Origin of the sequence: Cellulomonas telluris (assembly GCF_004886325.1) — a bacterium.
In the GTDB taxonomy this organism is placed as follows: domain Bacteria; phylum Actinomycetota; class Actinomycetes; order Actinomycetales; family Cellulomonadaceae; genus Cellulomonas; species Cellulomonas telluris.
This window is the reverse complement of record NZ_QXFN01000004.1, coordinates 725,437-741,367: the sequence shown is the minus strand read 5'-3', so window position 1 is coordinate 741,367 and position 15,931 is coordinate 725,437. Positions and strand designations below refer to the sequence as shown.

The following is a 15,931-nucleotide window of genomic DNA, read 5'->3' as shown; positions in this document are numbered from 1 at the left end:
TGGTACTGCACCCGCCAGGGTGTGGGAGAGTAGGACGCCGCCGGACAACCATTCCACGAAGGCCCACCCGATCACGGGTGGGCCTTCGTGCATTCCGGAGACAATTTCCGCCCTTCCGCGGTGTCCCTCGCGGCACCTGTCCGGTGATTCTTGGACAGTTCGGCCGCGGCCGTGCGGTGGTGCGCCGCAGCGGACTGCGACGATTCCGGTCGCGAGCCTGAGCGTGGACTCGGCCGCCCGCACCGGGGGTGTCGCTTCCCTGCCGTGCGGCAGGTCGAGCGCTCCGCTCGGTCCATCGCACGCCCACGACGGGGATCACGTGCCCCGTGCCCGGAGCGAGCGGCTTCGGCACCGCCGGTGATGAGACCATGGGCGTCGACGTACGACGAGGAGCACAACATGAACAGCGACGGCGCAGCCGACGATCGACGCCCCCGCCGCGAGGGCCAGAGCGGCCAGGGCAGCGGTGCGGGACGCCCCCGGGGAGGGCCTGGGGGCGCGCGTGGTGGCGCGCCCCGTGGAGGTGCGCGCGGCAGCCGGCCCGCCGGCGAGACCCGGGGTGGCGCGTGGCGTCCGGAGCCGGGCGGCCGCGCTGACGGAGGCGTGCGGCGCGAGCGCGACGGGCGTGGCGGGGACCGTGACGAGCGCGTGGGGGGACGTGCAGCCGGCGCGTCGGGCTCGTGGAGCGGGCGTGAGCGCGCCGGCGGTGGCGGTGCTCGCGGCGACTCGGGACGCGGCCGTGCCGAGGGCCGGTCGTTCGGCGGCCAGCCGACCCGCGGCTCGGGTCGCCCCTCCGCTGCCTCGTCGGAGGGTCCTGGCCGTGGCGCCCGGCGCGAGCGGGAGGCCGGGGACCGGCGCCACGACGAGCGTCGCCCCGACGATCGTCAGCGTGGCGGCGGGTTCGGCGCCGGACGAGGCGCCGCGCCGGGTCGGTCCTGGCGCGACGACGACCGAGGTCGTGGTGCTGCGGGTCCGGGCTCTCGCACGGGTGGTCCCGGCCGCGCCGCCGCTGACCGGCGTGACGAGACGGGCGGTCGCGGCCCGCGCCCGCAGACGTCGGGCTGGACCGGGCAGGGACGCGGCGACGGGCGCGGGCCCGGTGCATCCGGTGCCCGGCAGGGTGCGCGTACCTGGGAGTCGCGGGGCGAGGAGCGTCGAGGTGCGGGGCGGCCGGCCGGCTCCGGTTCGCGTCCCTGGGAGTCGGGTGCGGCGGACCGTCGGGGAACCGGGGGGCCTGCCGGCTCGGGTGCACGCCCCTGGGAGTCACGAGGTGAGGACCGCCGGCGTGAGGAGCGTGCCGGTGCAGCACACCCCCACCGTGAGGACCGGCGCCGCGACGACCGCTCGCAGCCCTCGGGCTCGTCGACCGGCGAACGTGGTCTCCGGGGACGGGACGGTCGCGGCGCCGGTGCGTACAGCGGGCCCTCCGCTGGCGGCCGGCGCGAGGACGGCGGACGCACCGGGGGGTTCGCGGCACGCGGCGCCGCCGGCGGGCGTGACGCCGAGCGCCGCGGACGCGGGGACGACCGGCACCCCGGGGGCGCCCGGCCGCGCGTGGCCGGTGCGGACCACACCCCGCGTGCGGGGGACCGGCACGAGCCGGAGCGTGTCCGCGTCCCAGAGCCCGAGCTGCCGGACGAGGTGACCTTCGCGGAGCTCGACCGAGACGTGCGCGGGCGGCTGCGGACGCTGAGCAAGGAGAACGCGCAGCGCGTCGGGCGGCACCTGGTGATGGTCGGTCGGCTGCTCGACGTCGACCCGGAGCTGGCGTACGAGCACGCCGCGGCTGCGGTGCGTCGTGCGGGCCGCGTGGACGTGGTGCGCGAGGCGGCGGGGCTGGCCGCGTACCGCACCGGTCGCTACGCGGAGGCGCTGCGCGAGCTGCGCACCGTGCGCCGGCTCAACGGGTCGTCCGAGCACCTGGCGGTCATGGCCGACGCCGAGCGCGGGCTGGGACGTCCCGAGCGCGCGATCGCGCTGGCCCAGGAGCCGGCGGCCGAGACGCTGCCCGCGGCGACCCGCGTGGAGCTCGCCATGGTCGTCAGCGGCGCGCGGCTCGACATGGGCCAGTCCGAGGCCGCGGTCGCGGCGCTGTCGACGGAGCTGGTGCGGCGCGCCGGCGGCGTGCTGGCGGTGCGCGTGGCGCAGGCCCGCGCGGCGGCGCTCGAGGCCGCCGGCCGGCACGCCGACGCCGAGGCGGAGCTGGCTCCGTACACGCAGGAGCAGCTCGACGAGGCCGCGGGCGAGGTAGCGGTCGAGGAGGACGTCGTGGTGTACGACCTCCTCGAGGACGTCGAGGACGTCGAGGACGTCGAGGACGTGGAGCCCGCTGCCGCGGACGAGGACGTGGAGCCCGCTGCCGCGGATGAGGACGTGGAGCCCGCTGCCGCGGGTGAGGACGTCGAGCCCGCGACGGGTGAGGAGCCCACGCCCGGGGACGAGGACGACGAGGACCGGCCGGCCGCGGAGCAGGCCGACGACGACGAGGGAGCACGGTGACCGAGGCAGGACTGCTGGCATCGCAGGAGCCGCTCGCCGAGCGCTACGACCTGGCGCTCGTCGACCTCGACGGGGTCGCGTACCGGGGGCACGAGCCGATCGACGGGGCGGCGGACGGGCTCGACCGGGCTCGGGGCGCCGGCATGCGCCTGGTGTTCGTGACGAACAACGCCTCGCGCGAGCCCGAGCAGGTGGCCGACCAGCTGGTCGGGCTAGGCATCCCGACCGCACCCGACGAGGTGATGACGGCCGCGCAGGCGGCTGCCGAGCTCCTCGCGACGCGGGTCCCCGCGGGGTCCCGGGTGCTCGTGGTGGGCGGTGCCGGGCTGGTCACGGCGGTGCGCGCGAAGGGCTACGAGGTGGTCGCGTCCGCGGACGACGAGCCGGTCGCCGTCGTGCAGGGGTTCGCGCCGGACCTCGGGTGGGCCCACCTGGCCGAGGCCGCCTACGCCGTGCAGCGGGGTGCGTGGCACGTCGCCTCGAACCTCGACCTGAGCCTGCCGACGGCCCGTGGCTTCGCGCCCGGCAACGGCTCGCTCGTGGGTGCCGTGCGTGCGGCGACGGGCGTCGAGCCGGCCAGCGCCGGCAAGCCGTCGCCGACGATGTACCACCTCGCCGTGGAGCGGTACGGGGCGCGTGCCCCGCTCGTCATCGGCGACCGCCTCGACACGGACCTGGCGGGGGCGCGCTCGGGCGGCATCCCGGGCCTGCACGTGCTCACCGGGGTGAGCAGCGCCCGGGACGACGTCCTGGCCGTCGCGGGGGAGCGACCCCACTACATCGGCGCGGACCTGCGCTCGCTGCTCGAGCCGCACCCGGCGCCCGTCCTGCGTGAGGGGTGGTGGGTGTGCCGCGAGGCCGCTGCGCGCGTGCACGACGGCGCCCTCGAGCTGGGCCCGGCCCGGGGCTCCGCCCCCGACGGGCGGCTGGACCTGGTCCGCGCGGCCTGCGCGGCCGCGTGGGACGCCGCCGACCACGGCGCGCCCCTGCAGCCGTCCGCCGTGCCCGAGCTCTGACGGAGCCGAGCTCTGACGGACCCGACCGCGCCGCGGCACGGCGACGCCTGTGGGTCGTGCCCGTCGTGTCGCGGACGCGGCAGGTAGCGTGGGGGCGCCCACGCCCCCGCACGTGGCGGACGTGCCGCGTCCACGGCCCGCCCTGGTGCGCGCCGACACCCCGACGGGGGACGACCGCGGGGGGACCGCGACGAAGGAGGACCGCACGTGAGCGAGACCGCGCACGCCGGTGCCGCCGTGCCCGGCCCGCGCCCGCTGCCGCCCACCCCGGCGGACGTCCTGACCGCGCCCACGGGTGACGACGCCGTCGACGAGGCGCTCGGGCGTCTGCGGGACGTGCAGGAGCTGGACCTGCGCGGTCAGCTGGCGACGTTCGAGGCGGTGCACGAGGCGCTGCAGGACCGGCTCGCGGACTCCGAGGGATGACGGCGACCATGACGGCACGTCTGGACGCCGAGCTGGTCCGTCGGGGCCTCGCCGCCTCCCGGACGCAGGCCGCGCGCCTGGTGGCGCACGGGCGGGTGCTCGTGGACGGGGTCGCCGCCCAGCGACCCGCGACGTCGGTCGGCGAGTCGAGCGCGGTCACGGTCGTGCCCGACCCGGGCGACGCGGCGTGGGCGTCGCGGGCGGCGCACAAGCTCGCGGACGCGCTCGACGCGTGGCCGGACCTGGCCGTGCACGGCCGGACGTGCCTCGACGCGGGCGCGAGCACCGGCGGCTTCACGGACGTGCTGCTCCGGCACGGGGCGGCACGGGTCGTGGCCGTCGACGTCGGCCACGAACAGATGGTGCGTCATCTGCGCGAGGACCCGCGCGTCGAGGTGCGCGAGGGCGTGAACGTGCGCGACCTGCGTGCCGGCGACGTGCTGCCCGCGCCGTCGCTCGTCGTCGGGGACCTGTCCTTCATCTCCCTGCGCCTCGTGCTCGGCCCCCTGGTCGCGGTCGCGGCGCCGGGCGCGGACCTCGTCCTGCTCGTCAAGCCGCAGTTCGAGGTCGGCCGCGAGCGGCTGGGGAGCCGGGGCGTCGTGCGCGACCCCGCCCTGTGGCGCGCCGCGGTGCTCGACGTGTGCGCCGAGGCGTACCGGCTGGGCGTGCAGGTGCGCGACGTGCGCCCGAGCACGCTGCCCGGGACGCACGGCAACCAGGAGTTCGTCCTGCGCCTGTCGGCCGGCGGCGGCTCCCGCCCCGACGCGGCCGCCGACGTCGACGCGGCGGTCGAGCGCGCGGTGCGCGACGCCGCTGCCGGCACCCTGCTGCGGCGGGAGGACGTCCGGTGACCCGCCGCGCGCTGGTCGTCCGCCACAGCGGGCGACCCGAGGCGGTCGCGGCCGCGGACTCCGTGGTGCGGGCGCTCGCGCGGGCGGGCGTCGAGGCGCTGGAGGCGTCCGAGGACGTGACGGCGGACGAGCTGCCCCCGTTCGAGCTCGCGGTCGTCCTGGGCGGGGACGGCACGATCCTGCGGGCGGCGGAGCTGACGCGCGGCACGGACGTCGCCCTGCTCGGCGTGAACCTCGGGCACGTCGGGTTCCTCGCCGAGATCGAGCCGGCCGACGTCGCCACGGCGGTCGAGCGGCTGACCGCCGGCGACCACCACGTCGAGGAGCGCGACACGGTCGACGTGCGCGTCGTGCACGCGGACGGCCGGGTCGAGTCGGGGTGGGCGCTGAACGAGGCGGCCGTGGAGAAGACGGACCCGGCCCGGATGATCGAGGTCGTCGTGGAGGTGGACGGGCGCCCTCTGTCGTCGTTCGGCTGCGACGGCCTCGTCGCGGCCACCGCGACGGGGTCGACCGCGCACGCGTTCTCGGCGGGTGGGCCGGTGCTGTGGCCGGACGTGGCGGGCACCGTGCTGGTGCCGCTGGCCGCCCACTCGCTGTTCGCGCGGCCGCTCGTCGTGGGGCCGGGGAGCGTGCTCGCCGTCGAGCTGATCGACCGGTCGCCGTCGACCGCCGTGGTGACCTGCGACGGGCGGCGGCAGCTCACGCTGGACCGCGGCGCGCGGCTCGAGGTGCGGGTGAGCGACACGCCCGTGCGGTTCGCGCGCCTCAACCCCGCGCCGTTCACGACGCGGCTGGTGCAGAAGTTCGACCTGCCGGTGGTCGGCTGGCGGGGAGCCCGCGAGGACGGTGGACGGTGATCGAGGAGATCCGGATCGACGACCTCGGCGTCATCGGCCGGGCGCACGTCCGGCTGGGGCCGGGGCTGACGGTGCTGACGGGTGAGACCGGCGCCGGCAAGACGATGGTGCTGACGGCGCTGTCGCTGCTGCTGGGAGGGCGCGCGGACCCGGCGACCGTGCGCACCGGTGCGCGGTCGGCCGCGGTCGAAGGCCGTGTCGTCTTGGGCGACGGGGCGCCGGCGCTCGAGCGCGCGCGGGAGGCGGGCGCCGAGGTCGACGACGACGGCAGCCTGGTCGTCCTGCGCACCGTCACGGCGGCGACCGACGACGCGCCGGGCCGGTCGCGGGCGTTCCTGGGAGGACGCTCGGTGCCCCAGGGCGTCCTCGCCGAGATCGCCGAGGAGCTCGTGACCGTGCACGGGCAGGCCGACCAGGTGCGGCTGCGGTCGCCCGCGCGGCAGCGGGCCGCGCTCGACGCCTTCGCCGGTCCGGAGCACCAGGCGGTCCTGGCCGAGCACCGGGCCGCGTGGACCGAGCGCAGCCGCGTGCAGGCCGAGCTCGACGACCTCGTGGCACGTGCGCAGGAGCGTGCGCGGGAGGCGGAGCTGCTGCGGCTCGGCCTCGCCGAGGTCGAGCGGGTGGACCCGCAGCCCGGCGAGGACGTCGCGCTCGCGGCGGAGGCGGAGCGGCTCGGCAACGCGGAGGACCTGCGTGCGGCGGCCGCCGGTGCTCACGCCGCCCTCGTCGGCGACGACGACACCGCCGGCGAGGCGGTCGCGGCGACCCTGCTCGTCGAGGACGCCCGGCGGCGCCTCGAGCACGTGGGGGAGCACGACCCGGCCCTCGCCGGGCTCGCGACCCGCGTCGCCGAGGCGGGGTACCTGCTCGCCGACGTGGCGGCGGAGCTGGCCGCGTACGTGCAGGACCTGCAGGCGGACCCGGCCCGGCTCGACGCGGTGCAGCGGCGGCGGGCCGAGCTCGCGACGCTCACCCGCTCGTACGGGGAGGACGTCGCGGCGGTGCTGCGGTGGGCGGAGGAGTCGTCCGCGCGCCTGCTCGACCTCGAGGGCGGCGAGGAGCGCATCGCCGCCCTGCGCGAGCGCCGGGACTCGCTGGACGCCCGGCTGCGCGACCTGGCCGCGACGATCACCGCGGCGCGGTCGGCAGCGGCGGGGACGCTGGCGGACGCGGTCAGCGCGGAGCTCGCCGGCCTGGCGATGGCCGGCGCGCGGCTCGTCGTGGACGTGCGCCCCGCCGACGAGCACGCCGCCCACGGAGCCGACCAGGTCGAGATGCTCCTCGTGCCGCACGCCGGCGCGCCGGCCCGGCCGCTCGGCAAGGGGGCGTCCGGGGGAGAGCTGTCGCGGGTGATGCTGGCCCTCGAGGTGGCGCTCGCGACCGCCGAGGGCTCGGCCGCGCCCGGCACGTTCGTCTTCGACGAGGTCGACGCGGGGGTCGGCGGCCGGGCCGCCACCGAGATCGGGCGGCGGCTCGCGCAGCTCGCCACCGGCACGCAGGTGCTCGTCGTGACGCACCTCGCGCAGGTCGCCGCGTTCGCCGACCGGCACCTCGTCGTGACCAAGTCGACGGCGGACGGGGTCGACGTGGTCACGGAGTCGGACGTGCGCGAGGTGGACGGCGAGGAGCGCGTGCGCGAGCTCGCGCGGATGCTGTCCGGCCAGGACTCCGAGACGGCACGCGCCCACGCGTCGGAGCTGTTGGCCCGGTCCGTGGGACGATGACGCCACGATGAGAGTCTCCCTGCGCAGGCGTACGAGCGTGCCCGACACCGGTGAGGTGGTCGGGCCGGCACGCGTCGACCGCCGCACGAAGTCCCTGACCAAGCGCCTGCGGCCCGGCGACGTCGCGGTCATCGACCACCTCGACCTCGACCGCGTCTCCGCCGAGGCCCTGGTCCGCTGCCAGCCCGCCGCGGTGCTCAACGCGTCCCCGTCGTCGTCCGGCCGGTACCCCAACCTGGGCCCCGAGATCCTCGTGTCCGCGGGGATCCCGCTGGTCGACGACCTCGGCGCGGACGTCATGGCCGTGCCCGAGGGGCACACGCTGCGCGTCGTCGACGGTGCGGTCCACGACGGCGACACCCTCGTCGCCGAGGGCGTCGCGCAGACGCCGGCGTCGGTGGCCGCGGCGATGGAGGAGGCACGGGCCGGCCTGTCCGTGCAGCTCGAGTCCTTCGCGGCGAACACGATGGACTACCTGCGCCGCGAGCGTGACCTGCTCCTCGACGGCGTGGGCGTGCCCGACATCGACACGCGGCTCGAGGGCCGGCACGTGCTCATCGTGGTGCGCGGGTACCACTACAAGGAGGACCTCGTCACGCTGCGGTCCTACATCCGCGAGTACCGGCCGGTGCTCATCGGGGTGGACGGCGGCGCCGACGCGATCCTCGAGGCGGGCTGGCGCCCGGACATGATCGTCGGCGACATGGACTCCGTCTCGGACCGGTCGCTGCAGTGCGGGGCCGAGATCGTGGTGCACGCGTACCGCGACGGCCGTGCGCCCGGCCTCGCCCGAGTCGAGCAGCTGGGCGTGCCCCACGTCGTCTTCCCCGCGACGGGCACGAGCGAGGACGTCGCGATGCTGCTGGCCGACGACAAGGGCGCCGAGCTGATCGTCGCCGTCGGCACGCACGCCACGCTGGTCGAGTTCCTCGACAAGGGCCGCGCCGGCATGGCCAGCACGTTCCTCACGCGACTGCGCGTGGGCGGCAAGCTCGTGGACGCCAAGGGCGTGTCCCGCCTGTACCAGCACCGCATCTCCAACGTGCAGCTGACGCTGCTCGTGCTGGCCGGCCTGCTGGCCCTCGGCGTCGCGCTGGCCTCCACCGCGGCCGGGCAGACCCTCATCGGCCTGCTGGGAGCGCGCCTCGACGACGTCGTGTCGTGGTTCGGCTCGCTCGTCGGCGGCTCGCCGTGACGGCCGCCCGGCACCTCCCCCCGACGTCCTCCGCCCCGCGCGCCGTGCGCGCAGGCGCCCCCGATCGAGAGCTCATCCCGTGATCGACTTCCGGTACCACATCGTCTCCCTCATCTCCGTCTTCCTGGCGCTGGCCGTCGGCATCGCGCTCGGTGCCGGGCCCCTCAAGGAGACGATCGGCGACACGCTCACCGGCCAGGTCGAGCAGCTGCGCGCGGAGAAGGAGGACCTGCGGGCGCAGCTCGACGCCGCCGGCACGGACGAGGCCGCCGCGGAGGCGTTCGTCGCGGCGTCCGCCGACCGCCTGCTCGCGGGGTCGCTCGCCGACCGGCGGGTCGCGCTGGTGCTGCTCGACGAGGTGCCGGAGGAGCAGGTGACGGCGCTCACGGAACGCCTCCGTCGGGCCGGGGCGTCCGTCCCGGCGACGGTCCGGCTGACGGACGCGTGGACGGACCCCGGCCTGCGGACGTACCGGCAGGCGCTCGCCGGGACGCTGGTGTCCTACCTCGACGCCGCCCCGCCGGCGGACGCCGGCACCCAAACCGAGCTCGCGGACGCCCTCGTGCAGGGTCTGACCGGGGCCGACGCGTCCGCGCCGGACCAGGTCTCGGAGAACGCGGCGACGCTCGTCGAGCTGCTCTCGTCCGGCGACAACCCGCTCCTCGAGCTCGCCGGCGAGGTGACGGGCCCCGCCGACGCGGTCGTCGTCGTGGCGGGACCGCCCGCGGAGCCCGCGGAGCCGTCGCCGACGGCCGGCGCCGAGGCCCCCGGCCCGGACGCCGCGCTCGCCGTCCTCGACGCGGCGCAGCGGATCTCCGAGGGCGCCGTGCTGGCCGACGGGCCCCGCACGCCCGAGTCGCTCACGGCCGCCGTGATGGGGGACGGGGAGCGCAGCGAGCGGCTCACGACCGTGTCCCGCACGGACGACGTCACGGGTCAGGTCGTGGTCCCGCTGGCGCTCGCCGCGCGGATCGCCGGCGAGAACGGGCACTACGGGTACGGCGACGACCTCGAGCCGCTGCCGCCGGCGGTGCAGCTGCCGCCGGTCGACCGGACCCCGGTGTCGCCCGGCGAGGCCGCGGGCGAGGGCACGACCGACGGCGGGGGTGCGGACGCCGGCGCGGAGGGCCAGGGATGAGCGTGACGCGCCGTCTCGTCGCCGCCGTGACCGCGGCCGCGACCACGAGCGTGGTCCGGGGCGTGCTGGACACGAGCCCGCCCGGGGGACCGCGGGTGTGGACGCGCACCAACCACCGCGGCGAGCCGGTGAGCATGCTCGAGGGTCCGGCGACCGCGGCGGGCCTGCTCGTGGGCGCCGTCGCCGGCGCCTCGTCGGCCCGCGGCGCGCTGGCCGCGGGGGTCGCGGTGACGAGCGCGGCAGCGTTCGGCCTCGTCGACGACCTGCGCGAGGACACCACGACGCGCACCAAGGGCCTGCGCGGGCACCTCGGCGCCCTGGCGCACGGACGGCTCACCACCGGCGGCCTCAAGGTCCTCGGCATCGGCGCCGGCGCCCTGCTGGCGGCCGCGGTCGCACCGCCGGCCGGCGGACCGGCGACGCACCCGGCCGCGCGCGCAGCCGAGACCCTCGCCTCCGGCGCCCTCGTGGCCGGGACGGCGAACCTGTTCAACCTGCTCGACCTGCGCCCGGGCCGGGCGCTCAAGGCCGCGGGCCTCGCGGCCGTTCCGCTCGCCGTGGCCGGCGGTGCCGGCGCCGGGACCGCCGCGGCGGTGCTGGGGGCGGGCGGTGCCGCGGTCGAGCAGGACCTCGCCGAGGCCGACATGCTCGGCGACGGCGGCGCGAACGCGCTGGGCGCCGCGCTGGGCACGGCGGTCGTGCTCGGGGCCCCGCGGCCCGTGCGCCTCACGGCGCTGGCGGCGGTCGTCGCGCTCACGCTCGCGAGCGAGCGCGTCAGCTTCACGCGCGTCATCGAGCGCACGCCGGTGCTGCGCGAGATCGACGCCTGGGGACGCCGCCCTGCCGCCCCCGCCCCCCGGGGCGGCCACGCCGCGCCGTCGGACGACACCGACGCATGAGCCGGGGCGCTCGCCGGGCCGTCCAGGGGCTCCTCGGTGCGGCGGCCCTCATCACGGTCGTCACCGTGGTGTCCCGCGTGCTCGGGCTCGCCCGCAACCTCGTGCAGGCCGGCACCGTGGGCACGCAGGAGATCGCCGAGGCGTACAACGCCGCGAACGCGCTGCCGAACATCCTCTTCGAGGCGGCGGCCGGCGGGGCCCTGGCGGGCGCGGTCGTGCCGATGCTCGCCGCACCGCTCGCCGGTGGTGACCGGGCGCGCGTCGACCGCATCGCCTCGGCCGCGCTCGGCTGGACGCTCCTCGTCCTCGTGCCGCTGGGTCTGCTGCTCGCGGTGCTGACCGGTCCGATCGCGGTCCTCGTCGCCGGGGACGACGCCCCGGTCGCCCTCGTCCGCTTCTTCGTGCTCGTCTTCGCCGTGCAGGTGCCGCTGTACGGGGTGACGGTGCTCCTCTACGGCGTCCTGCAGGCGCACCGGCGGTTCTTCTGGCCGGCGTTCGCCCCCGTGCTCAACTCCGCCGTGGTCATCGCGGCGTACGCGGTCTACGGCGCGCTCGCCGACGGCGAGGTGAGCGACCCCGGCGGGCTGCCGCCCGGCGCCGTCGAGGTGCTGGCCTGGGGCACGACCGCCGGCGTCGCGGCCATGTGCCTGCCGATGCTGGTCCCCGTGCACCGGCTCGGCGTGCGGCTGCGGCCGACCCTGCGGTTCGGCGGCGACGCCGGTCCCCGGTTCCGTGCCCTCGCCCTGGCGGGCGTCGGGTCGGTCGCCGCGCAGCAGCTGGCGGTGCTCGTCACCCTGCTCCTCGCGCGGAACTTCGCGCCCGGCGCCGGCGAGGGCTACACCGCGTTCGTGTACGCGCAGCAGGTCTACCTGCTGCCGTACGCGGTCCTCGTCGTCCCGCTCGCGACGTCGACGTTCCCGCGGGTCGCGGAGCACGCGGCGACGGGGGACCGCGACGCGTTCGGGCGGCTCGCCGCGGTGACGACGCGAGGGGTCGTGACCGCGGCCGCCCTCGGGGCGGCGGCCGTGCTCGCCGCCGCTCCCGCGGTCGCGACGCTGTTCGGCGCGCTCGACCGCGGCACGGGCAGGGTCGCGGTGGGCATCCTCGACGCGCTCGTCCCGCTGGCGCCCGGTGTCGTGGGCCTCGCCGTGCTGTTCCACGTGTCGCGGTGCCTGTACGCGCTGGAGCGGGCCCGCTCGGCCGTCGCCGTGAACGCCCTCGGCTGGGGAGTCGTCACCGTGACGGCGCTGCTCCTCGTCGCGCTGGTGCGCGGCACGGAGGTGAGCGTGCTGGCGGCGCTGGGCGCGGCGACAGCCGTGGGCATGACCGTGGGCGCCGTGGTGGCCCTGGTCGCGCTGCGCCGGGCCGCCGGTCCCGCAGCCCTGACGGGCCTCCTGCGGACGGTCGCGGTCGTGGTCGGCGCCGCGGCGCTCGGCGCCGTGGCGGGCCGCTGGGTGGCGGACTCGGTGCTGCTGCTCGCCGGCGAGGGCCCGCTGTCGGCGACCGGGGCAGCCGCCGGCGGTGCCGTCACGGCGGCGGTCGTCGTCGCTGCCGCCGCCGCGCTCCTCGACCGGGGGACGATCGCCGGTGTGGCCCGTGCGGAGCCGCCGGCGGGCACGCACGAGGGAGCCGCGCTCGCCGTGCCGGTCGACGCCGTGGTGCCGACGGCCGCGCCCCTCGACGCCGCCGTCCCGGGGGACGCGCCGCGCGAGGGCCCGGCGGGCACGTCGCGGCGGCCGGCGCGCGACGGCGACGACGCGGACCGCCCGACCGCGCGCTGACGCGCCGCGCCGGCGGCGGCGCGCCCCCGGCAGGACGCGGCGCGTCCGGTAGGGTGGAAGCCCGTGACAGAGCGCGCGTACCGACTCTCCGGGCGGTCGGACATCTCGACCCGGCACATCTTCGTCACCGGGGGCGTCGCCTCCTCCCTCGGCAAGGGCCTGACGGCGAGCAGCCTCGGCCGCCTCCTCCGCTCGCGCGGCCTGCGGGTCACGATGCAGAAGCTCGACCCGTACCTGAACGTGGACCCGGGCACCATGAACCCGTTCCAGCACGGTGAGGTCTTCGTCACCGAGGACGGCGCCGAGACGGACCTCGACGTCGGCCACTACGAGCGGTTCCTCGACGTGGACCTCGTGGGCTCGGCGAACGTCACCACCGGCCAGGTCTACTCGCAGGTCATCGCGAAGGAGCGCCGGGGCGAGTACCTCGGCGACACGGTCCAGGTGATCCCGCACATCACGGACGAGATCAAGGCCCGCATGCGCTCGCAGGCGGGCGACGACGTGGACGTGATCATCACGGAGATCGGCGGCACGGTCGGCGACATCGAGTCGCTGCCGTTCCTCGAGGCGGCGCGGCAGGTGCGTCACGACCTCGGGCGCGACAACTGCTTCTTCCTGCACGTCTCGCTCGTGCCGTACATCGGCCCGTCCGGCGAGCTCAAGACCAAGCCGACGCAGCACTCCGTGGCCCAGCTGCGCAGCATCGGCATCCAGCCGGACGCGATCGTCCTGCGCGCCGACCGGGACGTCCCGGAGTCGACCAAGCGCAAGATCGCGCTCATGTGCGACGTGGACGTGCAGGGCGTCGTCACGGCCAAGGACGCGCCGAGCATCTACGACATCCCGCGCGTGCTGCACAGCGAGGGCCTCGACGCGTACGTCGTGCAGCGCCTCGGCCTGCCGTTCCGCGACGTCGAGTGGAGCGGCTGGGAGGACCTGCTGCGCCGGGTCCACCAGCCGGCCCACCAGCTCGAGATCGCCCTGGTCGGCAAGTACATCGACCTGCCCGACGCGTACCTGTCGGTGACGGAGGCGCTGCGTGCGGGCGGCTTCCACCACGACGCGAAGGTGACGATCCGCTGGGTCCCGTCCGACGAGTGCCAGACGCCCGAGGGCGCGCAGGAGGCGCTGGGCGGCGTGGACGCGGTGCTCATCCCCGGCGGGTTCGGCGTGCGCGGCATCGAGGGCAAGCTGGGCGCGCTGCGCTGGGCGCGCGAGCAGAAGGTGCCGACGCTGGGCCTGTGCCTCGGCCTGCAGTGCATGGTCGTCGAGTACGCGCGCAACGTCCTCGGGCTCGCGGACGCGTCGTCCACGGAGTTCGAGCCGGACACGGAGCACCCCGTCATCGCGACCATGGAGGAGCAGCTCGCGATCGTCGGCGGCCAGGGCGACCTGGGCGGCACGATGCGCCTGGGCGCGTACGACGCGCGGCTGACCCCCGGCTCGGTGGTGGCGGAGGCGTACGGCGCGGAGCAGGTCTCCGAGCGGCACCGTCACCGGTACGAGGTCAACAACGCGTACCGCGACAAGCTCGAGGACGCGGGCCTCGTGATCTCCGGCGTCTCGCCCGACACCTCGCTCGTCGAGTTCGTCGAGCTGCCGCGCGAGGAGCACCCGTACTACGTCGCGACGCAGGCGCACCCGGAGTTCAAGTCGCGCCCGACGCGTGCGCACCCCCTGTTCGCCGGGCTCGTCGGCGCCGCGCTCGCGCTGCGGGCCGGCGCGTGAGCGCGCCCGACCCGCAGCACCTCGTCGACGAGCCCGCCGAGCGCGACGTCGTCGCGCACGACGTCGTGCTCCAGGGCCGCATCTGGGACGTCGTCCGCGACACCGTCGAGCTCGGTGACGGGCCCGCCGTCCGCGAGTACGTCGCGCACCCGGGCGCCGTCGCCGTGCTCGCGATGGACGACGAGGACCGCGTGCTGCTGCAGTCGCAGTACCGCCACCCCGTGCGGCACGTGCTGTGGGAGCCGCCCGCCGGGCTGCTCGACGTCGAGGGGGAGGACCGCGTCGTCGCCGCGGCCCGCGAGCTCGCGGAGGAGGCCGACCTCGAGGCCGGCCGGTGGTGGCGGCTGGCGGAGTTCTTCAGCAGCCCCGGCGGCAACGACGAGCGCATCACGGTGTTCCTCGCGCGCGACCTGCGGCCCGTGGCGGAGCAGGACCGGTACGAGCGCGGCGAGGAGGAGGCGGACCTCGTCCCCGTGTGGGTCCCCCTCGAGGACGCCGTGACCGCCGTCCTCGAGGGACGGCTGCGCTGCCCCACCACGGTGACGGGGGTGCTCGCGGCGGCGGCCGCCCGCACCCAGGGCTGGTCGACGCTCACCGAGGTGCACCTGCCCTGACCCGTGACGCCCGTGCGGACGACGACGGCCGCTTCCCGTGGAGGGGAGCGGCCGTCGTGCGTGAGGACCGGGGGTCGGGTCAGGCGATCGTCGCGGCGTCCCGGGCGGGCGCCGGCAGCGCGGGACGCACGCGCAGGCGGCCGAGGAACAGCGCCAGGTACGCCGTGAGCACGGCGGCCCCGAGCATGTGCAGGTTGACGAGCGCGATCGGCAGCCCCGTGAAGAGCTGCACGTAGCCGATGCCACCCTGCGCGAGCGTGACGACCAGGAGCACGAGACCGGACCGCCGGGCACGGCCCAGGGCGTCGCGGTCGGCGGGGCCGTGGACGGGCGCGACGCCGCGGGCCGGCTGCGGCGTGCCGTCGGCCCCCGGGTACGCCGGCGTCGCGGCGGCGCGCCCGGCCCGCGCGACGCGGACGAGCACGACGAGCAGCAGCGCGACGAACACCCACACGGCGAGCGCGTGGACCCGGGCCGTGGTGTACGGGTCGACGGCGAACCGGTAGCCGACCTCCTCGTCGCCCGAGTGGGGCCCGGCACCGGTCACGACGACGCCGAGGACGAGCACGACCGCCCCGACGGCCGCGAGCACCGCGGCGAGCGCCCGCGTGCGCCGGTCGACGACGGGCACGGGGGCCCCGTCACCCTCGCGCGTGCGGACGAGCAGCCACGCGGACACCGCGACGAGCGCCATCGAGATGAGGAAGTGGGACCCCACGACCGCGGGGTGCAGGTGGACGAGCACAGTGATGCCGCCGATGACCGCCTGGAGGACGACGCCGAGGATCGGCGCCCACGCCCACGCGCGGTACGACGCCGGGCGGCTGCGGTCGAGGCCCGCGAGCAGGGCGACGGCCGCCGCGACGACGACCAGCACACCGGTCAGCGTGCGGTTGCCGAACTCGACCGCCGTGTGGATCGACATCGCCTCGTGGAACACCGGGGCGAACTGGCCGGGCTCGCACTGCGGCCACGTCGAGCAGCCCAGTCCCGACCCCGTGAGGCGCACGGCACCGCCCGTGACCACGATGACGACCTGCGCGAGCAGGTTCGCCACGACGGCGGGGACGGTCCACCGCGGCCGCAGCCGCTGCAGCAGGGACGGCGACGGCGGGGCGACCGGGGGCGTGGCGGACGTCGTGCTCACGCGTCCAGGGTAGGCGCCGGGGGCGGCGCACCCGGCACGGGGAGGCGGGC

At 77.0% G+C, this 15,931-nt stretch carries 13 protein-coding genes; 12 read left to right on the top strand and 1 reads right to left on the bottom strand.

What is annotated here, in order from left to right:
- The first annotated feature begins 1,641 nt into the window (after positions 1-1,641).
- The 12 genes from FB586_RS15620 (at position 1,642) to FB586_RS15565 (ending at position 14,734) form a co-directional block, all read left to right on the top strand.
- Positions 1,642-2,499: a hypothetical protein gene (locus FB586_RS15620; protein ID WP_246036799.1), complete on the top strand. Its 858-nt coding sequence runs from the start codon at positions 1,642-1,644 to the stop codon at positions 2,497-2,499.
- Entirely contained in the window at positions 2,496-3,515 is a 1,020-nt protein-coding gene (locus FB586_RS15615; RefSeq protein WP_136520215.1) for an HAD-IIA family hydrolase, read from the top strand. Before FB586_RS15620 ends, FB586_RS15615 begins: the two co-directional genes overlap by 4 nt.
- 207 nt (positions 3,516-3,722) lie before the next feature.
- Complete coding sequence (locus tag FB586_RS15610) at positions 3,723-3,941, top strand: hypothetical protein (RefSeq protein WP_136520214.1); 219 nt, start codon at positions 3,723-3,725, stop codon at positions 3,939-3,941.
- 8 nt (positions 3,942-3,949) lie between these two features.
- Positions 3,950-4,792 (top strand): TlyA family RNA methyltransferase, encoded by an 843-nt coding sequence (locus FB586_RS15605; RefSeq protein ID WP_136520213.1) that lies wholly within the window; start codon positions 3,950-3,952, stop codon positions 4,790-4,792.
- Positions 4,789-5,652, top strand: coding sequence for an NAD kinase (locus tag FB586_RS15600; protein ID WP_136520212.1), 864 nt, complete (start codon positions 4,789-4,791; stop codon positions 5,650-5,652). Before FB586_RS15605 ends, FB586_RS15600 begins: the two co-directional genes overlap by 4 nt.
- Positions 5,649-7,376 carry a DNA repair protein RecN gene (gene recN / locus FB586_RS15595; RefSeq protein WP_136520211.1) on the top strand — a complete coding sequence of 576 codons (1,728 nt, stop codon included), beginning with the start codon at positions 5,649-5,651 and terminating at the stop codon, positions 7,374-7,376. The genes FB586_RS15600 and recN overlap by 4 nt, the downstream gene beginning before the upstream one ends.
- Positions 7,377-7,383: 7 nt before the next feature.
- Positions 7,384-8,571 (top strand): putative cytokinetic ring protein SteA, encoded by a 1,188-nt coding sequence (gene steA / locus FB586_RS15590; protein WP_136520210.1) that lies wholly within the window; start codon positions 7,384-7,386, stop codon positions 8,569-8,571.
- Between the two features lie 79 nt (positions 8,572-8,650).
- Positions 8,651-9,709 carry a copper transporter gene (locus tag FB586_RS15585; protein WP_136520209.1) on the top strand — a complete coding sequence of 353 codons (1,059 nt, stop codon included), beginning with the start codon at positions 8,651-8,653 and terminating at the stop codon, positions 9,707-9,709.
- Positions 9,706-10,608, top strand: a complete 903-nt coding sequence (locus tag FB586_RS15580) for a hypothetical protein (protein WP_136520208.1) — start codon at positions 9,706-9,708, stop codon at positions 10,606-10,608. The genes FB586_RS15585 and FB586_RS15580 overlap by 4 nt, the downstream gene beginning before the upstream one ends.
- Positions 10,605-12,389, top strand: coding sequence for a murein biosynthesis integral membrane protein MurJ (gene murJ, locus FB586_RS15575; RefSeq protein WP_187697878.1), 1,785 nt, complete (start codon positions 10,605-10,607; stop codon positions 12,387-12,389). The genes FB586_RS15580 and murJ overlap by 4 nt, the downstream gene beginning before the upstream one ends.
- Before the next feature lie 63 nt (positions 12,390-12,452).
- Entirely contained in the window at positions 12,453-14,120 is a 1,668-nt protein-coding gene (gene pyrG / locus FB586_RS15570) for a CTP synthase (protein WP_136520207.1), read from the top strand.
- Complete coding sequence (locus tag FB586_RS15565) at positions 14,117-14,734, top strand: NUDIX domain-containing protein (protein ID WP_136520206.1); 618 nt, start codon at positions 14,117-14,119, stop codon at positions 14,732-14,734. The genes pyrG and FB586_RS15565 overlap by 4 nt, the downstream gene beginning before the upstream one ends.
- A gap of 79 nt (positions 14,735-14,813) precedes the next feature.
- Here the strand turns inward: FB586_RS15565 and FB586_RS15560 are convergent, their stop codons facing one another.
- Entirely contained in the window at positions 14,814-15,881 is a 1,068-nt protein-coding gene (locus FB586_RS15560; RefSeq protein WP_136520205.1) for a COX15/CtaA family protein, read from the bottom strand.
- Between the last annotated feature and the right edge of the window lie 50 nt (positions 15,882-15,931).

Coding starts and splice junctions, on each gene's coding strand:
- steA (WP_136520210.1), top strand. CDS start 7,384: ATGAGAGTCTCCCTGCGCAGGCGTACGAGCGTGCCCGACACCGGTGAG.
- FB586_RS15580 (WP_136520208.1), top strand. CDS start 9,706: ATGAGCGTGACGCGCCGTCTCGTCGCCGCCGTGACCGCGGCCGCGACC.
- murJ (WP_187697878.1), top strand. CDS start 10,605: ATGAGCCGGGGCGCTCGCCGGGCCGTCCAGGGGCTCCTCGGTGCGGCG.
- FB586_RS15605 (WP_136520213.1), top strand. CDS start 3,950: ATGACGGCACGTCTGGACGCCGAGCTGGTCCGTCGGGGCCTCGCCGCC.